The following is a 7,887-nucleotide window of genomic DNA, read 5'->3' on the forward strand; positions in this document are numbered from 1 at the left end:
CATCCCGTCTGTGATAGCGATTGATGCAGAGATCGACAAGTCTATCCAGTTCCAGGCATTCGCGCCTGATGAGCAAGGGGATGAGAGTAGATACAGCCATGATTTGTCTCTGTATAATATGTTTATTAAGTTCGTTGAATATATCTATCAGGTTTTCTTTTAATTCTTCTAATGTCTTACCTTGTGTCATATAATCAGGGTATTCATCCAGATATCCAAGCCACATATCATCGTCTTTCCAGAAAACATATTTCTTTCTCTCCGTCGTTATTCTCCTACTAACACCTTCGTACTGCGCATGATGTGACATCGCTTCCATTATGACTTCCTGAGGCCGATTTAGGCAGAGAAAAACGCAGGTCTTGCTCAGCACACTTACACTTTATGTTAGTCAAAACAACTTCTGTAAGCAATAGATTCTTATAAGTGAACATAATTCCCCTGTCCCCAATTCTCACCTCATTTCCTCCTTTCCCATACCGCCTGAACCGAAGGGGGATCGATGATAGAAGCGATACCGAGAGAGACACGGACACCGGCCTTCCGGATAGCGGTCAGGGTGTGGTTGAAGAGGATGATGAGGTTCATGTCTCAAGAAAAATCCTATTGCTGACTGTTATTTTTACCATTATTTTATAAGTAAGATTTTTTTGGAGGGTAGAAAATGTTATCAACGGTAACCACTAAAGGCCAGGTAACCATTCCCAAATCCATTAGGGAACAGTACGGTATCAGCCCGCATGACAAAATCGACTTCCGGATCGAAGGCGACCGGATCGTCCTGGCGGTGGTCAAGACCCTCCGTGACCTCCGCGGCGTGGTGCCAAGCCGCGGAGGAGACCCTGCCCTGGAGAGGGGTGCAGCCAAGGAGGCAGTCGGCCGACGGGTAGCCGGGGAAATGACATGAAGGCCGTCTTCCTCGACACCAACGTCTTTATCCGCTTTTTTACCAACGACGATCCGGCCAAGGCGGACCGGGTGGAAAAACTCCTGGAAAAAGCGGCCCGCGGCACCCTCCGTCTGATAACCACCGAGATGGTAATGGCCGAGACCGTATGGGTCCTGGAATCCTTTTACGGGCTCGCAAACACGGAGATCGGTCCCATGGTCAAGGCGATTCTGGCGACCCCGGGCCTGGAGGTGATCAACGGTACACTGGTAGAGAAAGCGACTGAATATTATATGGCACATAATATCGACTTCATCGATGGTTATATTGCAGCCGTCATGGAGCATCGCCGGATCGACGAGATCTTCTCATACGACAAGAAACACCTTTCGAGGATAGCCTCGATTCGGCGGCTTGAGCCGTAAGACCGGGCCTCAGCCCTCGCCGAGGATGGCCTTGACGCGCTGGACCTTTTTCCACTGTTTTTGAGAACACTTCTTTTTCTGCCATTTTTTCGGGTTTGGTTCCCAAAGCTCCTTGAAGGCCTGTGCAAGTTCCTTCTTCATATCATCCGGAAAGTTATCTATACGACTGTAGATTTCCATGACCTTGTTTTCTGGTGTAGCTGGATCTTTTACTGCAGCTATATCACGCTCCTCGGGCGACATTTTTGCCAACTCAGCCTGACGTTTCGCTTCTGCCTCAATCCGTTCCTGCTCCTTGCGTGCAGCCTCTTCCTCTCGGGCCTTCTTTTTTTCTCTATGCCCTGTTTTCAGCTCATCCTTCTTCTTTACAACAGGCCACTATTGCCAGTGCCCATTTTTTCCTGTTTTTTACTCCTTTGTTGATGACGTTCTTGAACTGTGCCGTTAACTGTTTCAGACATTCTTTTCGCAGCTCCTTTTCTTTCATGCCCTTAATCCTGGCAAGGATTTCCGATGCTTGCCCTGGAAGCTCCGCCGACTTTGGCAGGTTTTGAACGAATCGATCTACTTTTTTTTGCCGTTCTGCGGCAGGATCAATTCGTATGATGTTGACTTGTCCTTTCTGAGTATCCGTGTCCATCGTCATCTGCTCCTTATTTTTGCCCGGGACAACAAAGCTACCATATCCCACTGAGGTCTTAGCTCCGAAACCGAGCCAGTCAAAGGCATGGACGAAAGCAGCTTGTAAGAGTTGTCGCCATGACGAAGTGAGCTGGTATGGAAGTTGGTTTGTCGTGCATTGGACATGAAATATGAAGGTAGTTCCAGGCGGCACGACGAGAAAGAAACTATGTATCGGTGGCTCACAGTCGGCGGGAATGGCGCCTTGTTGATAGTACTGAGTATAATGAGGGTTCAGGATCTCTATGCCAAGCTTGCCCTCTGGCGATTCAGGAAATACGTCCCAAAGGGACAATGCTCCCCGGAATGCAAGCGAGTCCCTCAGTTTTTTGTCATTAACCAAAGCAGCCAGGAACGCATGAGGATCGTCCCGGTACGGCCTGCGCTTTTCGGACGGAAGCACCGCTTCCATGAACTCTCGTGCATCGTCAAGGGAGAGTTCGCTAATAACAGCGAGGTAGGCTCTTTTTCTCTCGGCAGTCATGTCAGAGAGCAGTTTTTCCTTGGGCAATTTCCCCGTGACACCCAGGCTGGCGCTCGTCGCTTCGAAACCAAACAACCGCCAGAGTGCAAAGATATCCCAGTTCTTGCGGTCAGCAAGATCGCCCGACAAGGCAAGTTCTTCTGCAGCCTTACGCAGCACGCCCTTGACGCCGCTCCCTGCCAGGTATGGCAGGCCGTATGGTGTAAGAAAGGCAAAGCCATTCTCCACCGGGTTTTCCATACCTACGCCGGTGACAAAGGGCGCGGAGGATTTGGCCGTGATCTTATACACATTCTTGCCTAGCCTATCGGCATTGTCGATCTGTCGTGCCTTAACTTTCTTGATCAGCTCGATTGCTGTCCCCCCGAAGGCAAGCACCTGTTCCAGGGCCACTTTTTTCTTGTTCTTATCAAGCGTCCAGTCCGTTCTCCAGATTGGAAAGTAAGGCCCGAAACGATGGCCTGGTGGAGCTTGTTTGTCCGCAATATGTCTTTTCAGGTAATCGGGAGTTGCGGGAATGGCCATGGTTGAGTTCTCCTTAGATCTTGATCGCCCATTGATAATAATGTGGTTGTTATTCTTTGTCTTCTTTTACCGCCGCCGCAAGCTGCCGGATCCAACGCAACAATTCCATGGTTTCTTCGGTGGCCTGCCGGTACGAGAGCGATGTTGTCCCGTGCAGGAACTTCATGGCGGATGTGAAGTCGCCCGGCTTTGCATCCGGAAAGCGTCGTGCCAACCAGGTAAAAATGTGGCGGTTGAGCGCCTCGTGATGGTGCTTGTTTTTGCTGTTAAAAAAGGCCAGCGTTTGCATGAGGCCGTTCCCCATGATAAGTGCAGGGGCTGACTTGGCCAGGTTGACATACTCAGAAGAACACTTCTGCACGCATTCCCAGGCATAGGCGGCACGTTCCTGTTCAAGATTCGGCATGATCACTTCCTCCTGCGATGTTCAATACTACCTGTCCCCGGCCGGTGGTGGCGTCACCGCCGATCTGTAGCAGCATTCCGTTTATGCCCGGCAGGGAGTCTTCATCACTACCCTCCACTAGGGTCTTCATCATGGTAAAGGCATCAAGCTTTTTGCCGTTTTTGCGGCGGTCCCTGGTGGCCATGACCAGCGAGACCAGGATGCTCTCCGGCGGCAGGTTTTCAGAGTAGAAAAGTCCTCCTTCTTCGGCAGTACCAGTGATATCGTTTATCCGTACATGGGGTTCGACTACAGTGGCGTTTCGTACGAAGTAGCCGAAATCCTCGTCCGAAAGGAGAACGAGATCATCTTTCAATTTGTTGCGGAAAAATTCGTAGACCGGTGTTCCTATCAACGCATTCTGGGCCAGCCATTCCGAGATCATACGAAGGGGCTTGTCCAGCCTGGCGGTGAATTCAAATGATTCCAGCGCCACTTTGTCCCCGACTAGAAGGTCTGGGTTGACCACTCTGCAATCACCTTCAGCCACTGCCTCCACCTGCCAACTTGGTTCCAATCCCGCTGTATTCAGGAGTCTTGCGGTTCGAGCTAGGGCAGTGGGAGACGTAGCATAAACAAAGGCTCGCTTGGCACTGCGCACCGGAAAGGCTACCAACTGGGCGTCACTGAAGCTTACCGCACCGGCGTGGTCCGACGAGTTGCCGGCCTCAGGGCCGAACATGGCATATACAATGTCCTCATTCTTATCAGATGTTTGAGCCAGATGGTGACGGATAGCCCCCTTGATCCCTGAGCCGGCGAACACCGGGTATTCTGTGTGACGCTCGCGCTGGATGGGATTATCGATCACCCCCAGGGCCGTGCCCGCACCCATGTGGACCGGGCTTACGCAATACATGAAAAGCGCTTTCTTTTCCTGAAACATCTTCTGCCTCCTTTTCGCTATTCTTGCGGCCAGGCTGCCACCAGCACGTTGTTGAAACCCTCCGCCATACGTGTCGCGTCCGGCTTGTCGATAAGTGGCCACAAGCCATTTTCTATGAGTTTTTCCAGACCGCCCGGATCTCCTTCCAGATCATCAAACCAGTACACCGAGCCAACCGGTGCAACCCGTTGGGCTGGTTTTGGCCTGTGGCGGGCCAGATCCCAACCACTCACCACCTCGGCCCGGTTGATCGCCGCGGCTACCAGGCGGGCTGTAAAGTCCGTGCCATGCCAGATAATGGAGTCGTTTTCCCAAGCAAGTCCCGGCAACTGCCACCCGTCGGGAAAGAGCCCCGGCGTCGAGAGTACCAGCCGGAACCGTTTCTCCTCGGCGATGCGCGTCCAGGGTGGTGCCGGCCATTCGCTCTGGCATACTTGCACCGTGGCCCCCCGGCCGTCGCCTCCGAAACGAAGAAGACCGTCCTGCGGCAGGCAGCCGTCCGCGCCGTCCACGCCGACGAGAAAGCCAATTCCCTTTGCAAGGGCCATAGTTTCGGTGGTGTAGATACGGCCTTTTTCCACGGTTCGGCGCTCGGAGTCCATGGCGATACCGAGTCTGGGATCGTTCTTCCAGAGGGTGCCGCTATCGACAAGGAGGTTGCTACCGATAGGCTTGCCGGCCAGATAGGCTACAAGACCGTCCCAGTTCAACCAGCGGCCTCTGGTTGGTTTTCCGGGTGTCTCCTGCCGAAATACGGGAAGCATGGGCAAAGGCGCAGGCGTACCGTAGGAAATATTGGGATGAGGCCTGCGGGGGTAGAGGTATGACGCCACGCCTTCCTGTGCCACCACATCGGCAGGCAATGGAAATAAAGGGAGCACTGTATCACTGCCCTCTCCTTTTGCCAGGGTGAAAACTTTCACCCGGAAACTTCCTGGTTGTTCCGGGGTGCCGAGACACTCTCCCAGCCGGCCCTCAGGGGTTGCCTTGCCATCGGCAAACGCTGCCAGGTCAACTTTGCTGCTGGCCAGCATATGCGAACGGATGGCCCCTGCCGCCAGCGAGGGCCAGGGCGGCATCAGTGCTTCCCCGTGATCTCCGGCCGCGCCGAAGAGCCGGTTGCCGCGCAGGTAGAGCACATCCAGAGGTTGCAGAAATAGATATTCGGTCATCGGCTGCCTCCTTGCTCTTCTTTTGATCCTAATCTGCCTTCGCGGGCCAGGAATTCGGCCACGGCGAGGAAATCGGTCATGAACGCCGCTGGATTGTCGCGCCCGGTCCGTCCTTGCGACGTCCGGGCCAGGCGGGCCAGCTCCTTGCCAAGGCGGGCGTTGTTCATTTGGGCTGCCTCGCCCTTGCTCTGCCGCCTGAATTGATAGGCGAGGCTGGTGGCGAGCATGCTTTCATGCTGCTCCGGGTCGGTCATGGCTTTCTCGCCGGGAAGTTGCGCAGCCCAGTCCTGGATGAGGTATGCTGCCCGCCGCGAAAGTCCGGGACCGGCAAAGGCATTGCGCAGCCGGATGAGCAGCCCCATGGGACTTGCCGTCAGTGATTCCATTTCCTTGTTCACGAACCAGGGGCAGGTCAACTCCACAGCGCTGCCGGAGCGTTTGAGCAGCGTCACGGAGAACGCGTCGCGGCCGCCTTCGTTCTTGGCCCGTTTTTCCGTCTGGCGCAGGGTGCGCAGCACCATAGCAAGCGGCGCGGTATGATGGGCGATGACCGCGCCGGTCGAGGCGGTGGCATCTTTTCCCATCATGCGGTAGAGGCGCTTTCTATGCCGGACATGGCCGCGTCCGATATCGAGCCTTTTCTTTTGTTGCCCCAGGACTTCCCGCCAGGCATCAGTATCGTCGTCTCCGCCCGGAAAAATGCCGCTGTACACCAGTCGCAGGAGCAGCATGGTCGGCAGCAGATCGTCCACCGAGACCATGGCCAGAACGTCATCCCCGCCGGAGTAAAGAAGTTTACCCCTGTAGAGGTCTTCGATAACATGGCGCGCGAGTTCCAGGGAAAAACCGTTGAGTGCCCCGGAGATCGCCATATGCCGGGCCGGGGATGGCGAACGGGAGGTCGTGAGGTATTGGCGTAGTGCCTCGTTGTCCCGGGCAAGTTCAAAGGCCTTGGCCTTGACCTGGGAGTGCCAGGTCTCTCCAAATGAAAGGCGGAACTTTTCCTCGCTGCCGCTCAGCCAGGCCCCCATTTTGTCGCCGTCCATCATGATGAGACCGTAGTAGGCCTCGGGTCTGTGCCCGAATACTTCCTCCTTGATCTTCTGTTCAACCTCTCGGATCTGTTCGTAGTCCCCTTCGTCCTTTGCTGCTTCCCGCAACGTATCCAGGAGAATGGGAAGCCGGCGGCAGAGGAGATTGGCATCCTCATCAGCGTCACGGAGTTGGGCGGCCAGACTTCTCGGCAGAGCTGCCTGTTCCTGGTACCCTTGGAGCTGGGCCGACAGCCAGGGAGGCAAGGATGTAGGGTCATCCAGCCATTGCCCCAGGCTGGTCGCAAGCGCCATGGTGTGGGTGGAGACCACATAGCGACGCACATCGCCTATGTCCACCGCCCGGCGTACCACTTCAACGAAACGGCTTGGCCACAACCGTTTCATGGCGCAGAGGCCACAAAGGTGTTCTCCCTCCCTGGCCCATGATGGCTTTTTCTTGGCGATTTTGGCCCAAAGAGTGTCATCACGCTTGCCGGGCGGAAGATCAAGTTGTTTCCGCTCTGTGGTGAGCCACTCCCGCTCGCCGCACAGGGAGCAACGATAACCACGCTCTGAGATCTGGCTGAACGGCCGCACGGACTTGGTAGCGGCCGCGACCCGGTCGAGGAGGTCGTAGAGCGCTGGATAGAGCACGCCCGGATTGGGGCAGTAGAAAGAAACGCCATCAAGATCGATATTGCCGCTTAGAACTTGCCACGTATTGGAACCCAGGAACCCGGGCTTTTCATTGTCCTCTTCCGGAAAAAAGGGGGCCATAGCGGCGGCAAGTTCGGTGGTATCCGGAACGGCCCTGTCCTGTTCCTTAACCAGCGACCAGGGCACAGCAGCCCAATACACCTCAGGGAAATCTTTCAGCTGTCGTTTCGCTTGGGTGAAGCAGGGCAGGTCCTCCTGATGGGGTATGTTTCCTGCTCGGAGGAGTTCTTCCACGGCTGCACGGGCCTCGTCTTGAACCCAGGCCCTCACCTGTTCTTTCACTGTTTCGGCAAGTTCTCTGACCTGACTCGCCGGCACGACTGCCAAGAAGCGGTTGGGCAGGGCCGCGGCGAAAAGTGGGTTGGCGTCGGTCCCGCGCTTGCGCCATTCGAGTTTTTTGAATAGCTCTTCAGGTAATCCCATTTCCTGTTGAAGCCAGAAATCGACCAGGGGGACGCCACGCAGTTGGGGGAACAGTATCGAGTCCGGCCCCACTTCCTCGCAGGTGAGTAGCCCGGGGGAATCTCACCCCCAGGCCCTCTCAGAACCCGGCGTGAGCCTCTCAGCTCACCGGGCTCCCATCATCCAGCCGTCGGTTTTACACCCATTTGCCAGTGCGGAAATAGCTG

Annotated in this window: 8 protein-coding genes and 1 pseudogene; 2 read left to right on the forward strand and 7 right to left on the reverse strand. The window is 55.3% G+C overall.

Features of this window, described 5'->3' with window-relative positions:
- Window positions 1-127: 127 nt before the first annotated feature.
- A pseudogene (locus tag C4B57_10970) lies at window positions 128-310 on the reverse strand (hypothetical protein).
- Between the two features lie 354 nt (window positions 311-664).
- Between C4B57_10970 and C4B57_10975 the strand changes: the two are divergent.
- Together C4B57_10975 and C4B57_10980 are read left to right on the forward strand one after the other, a co-directional pair.
- Complete coding sequence (locus C4B57_10975) at window positions 665-907, forward strand: hypothetical protein (protein ID PXF52466.1); 243 nt, start codon at window positions 665-667, stop codon at window positions 905-907.
- The gene (locus C4B57_10980; GenBank protein PXF52467.1) at window positions 904-1,314 is read left to right on the forward strand and encodes a hypothetical protein; all 411 of its coding nucleotides are present in this window, start codon (window positions 904-906) and stop codon (window positions 1,312-1,314) included. The genes C4B57_10975 and C4B57_10980 overlap by 4 nt, the downstream gene beginning before the upstream one ends.
- 9 nt (window positions 1,315-1,323) lie before the next feature.
- On the opposite strand, the gene C4B57_10985 is transcribed toward C4B57_10980, so the two are convergent.
- From C4B57_10985 to cas10, 6 genes are all read right to left on the reverse strand, one after another.
- Window positions 1,324-1,566: a hypothetical protein gene (locus tag C4B57_10985; protein PXF52468.1), complete on the reverse strand. Its 243-nt coding sequence runs from the start codon at window positions 1,564-1,566 to the stop codon at window positions 1,324-1,326.
- A gap of 100 nt (window positions 1,567-1,666) precedes the next feature.
- On the reverse strand, window positions 1,667-3,004 hold the full coding sequence (gene cmr6 / locus C4B57_10990) for a type III-B CRISPR module RAMP protein Cmr6 (protein ID PXF52469.1): 1,338 nt from the start codon (window positions 3,002-3,004) through the stop codon (window positions 1,667-1,669).
- Between the two features lie 49 nt (window positions 3,005-3,053).
- On the reverse strand, window positions 3,054-3,410 hold the full coding sequence (cmr5, locus tag C4B57_10995) for a type III-B CRISPR module-associated protein Cmr5 (protein PXF52470.1): 357 nt from the start codon (window positions 3,408-3,410) through the stop codon (window positions 3,054-3,056).
- The gene (gene cmr4 / locus C4B57_11000) at window positions 3,397-4,335 is read right to left on the reverse strand and encodes a type III-B CRISPR module RAMP protein Cmr4 (GenBank protein ID PXF52471.1); all 939 of its coding nucleotides are present in this window, start codon (window positions 4,333-4,335) and stop codon (window positions 3,397-3,399) included. Before cmr4 ends, cmr5 begins: the two co-directional genes overlap by 14 nt.
- A gap of 17 nt (window positions 4,336-4,352) precedes the next feature.
- Window positions 4,353-5,507 (reverse strand): type III-B CRISPR module-associated protein Cmr3, encoded by a 1,155-nt coding sequence (gene cmr3, locus C4B57_11005; GenBank protein ID PXF52472.1) that lies wholly within the window; start codon window positions 5,505-5,507, stop codon window positions 4,353-4,355.
- Complete coding sequence (gene cas10, locus C4B57_11010; protein ID PXF52473.1) at window positions 5,504-7,753, reverse strand: type III-B CRISPR-associated protein Cas10/Cmr2; 2,250 nt, start codon at window positions 7,751-7,753, stop codon at window positions 5,504-5,506. The genes cmr3 and cas10 overlap by 4 nt, the downstream gene beginning before the upstream one ends.
- Between the last annotated feature and the right edge of the window lie 134 nt (window positions 7,754-7,887).

Source organism: Deltaproteobacteria bacterium (assembly GCA_003194485.1).
Taxonomy (GTDB): domain Bacteria; phylum Desulfobacterota; class Dissulfuribacteria; order Dissulfuribacterales; family UBA3076; genus UBA3076.

Excerpts from the sequence above, each read along its gene's own strand:
- cmr3 (PXF52472.1), bottom strand. The coding sequence starts at position 5,507 with ATGACCGAATATCTATTTCTGCAACCTCTGGATGTGCTCTACCTGCGC.
- cmr5 (PXF52470.1), bottom strand. The coding sequence starts at position 3,410 with ATGCCGAATCTTGAACAGGAACGTGCCGCCTATGCCTGGGAATGCGTG.
- cmr6 (PXF52469.1), bottom strand. The coding sequence starts at position 3,004 with ATGGCCATTCCCGCAACTCCCGATTACCTGAAAAGACATATTGCGGAC.
- C4B57_10975 (PXF52466.1), top strand. The coding sequence starts at position 665 with ATGTTATCAACGGTAACCACTAAAGGCCAGGTAACCATTCCCAAATCC.
- C4B57_10980 (PXF52467.1), top strand. The coding sequence starts at position 904 with ATGAAGGCCGTCTTCCTCGACACCAACGTCTTTATCCGCTTTTTTACC.
- cmr4 (PXF52471.1), bottom strand. The coding sequence starts at position 4,335 with ATGTTTCAGGAAAAGAAAGCGCTTTTCATGTATTGCGTAAGCCCGGTC.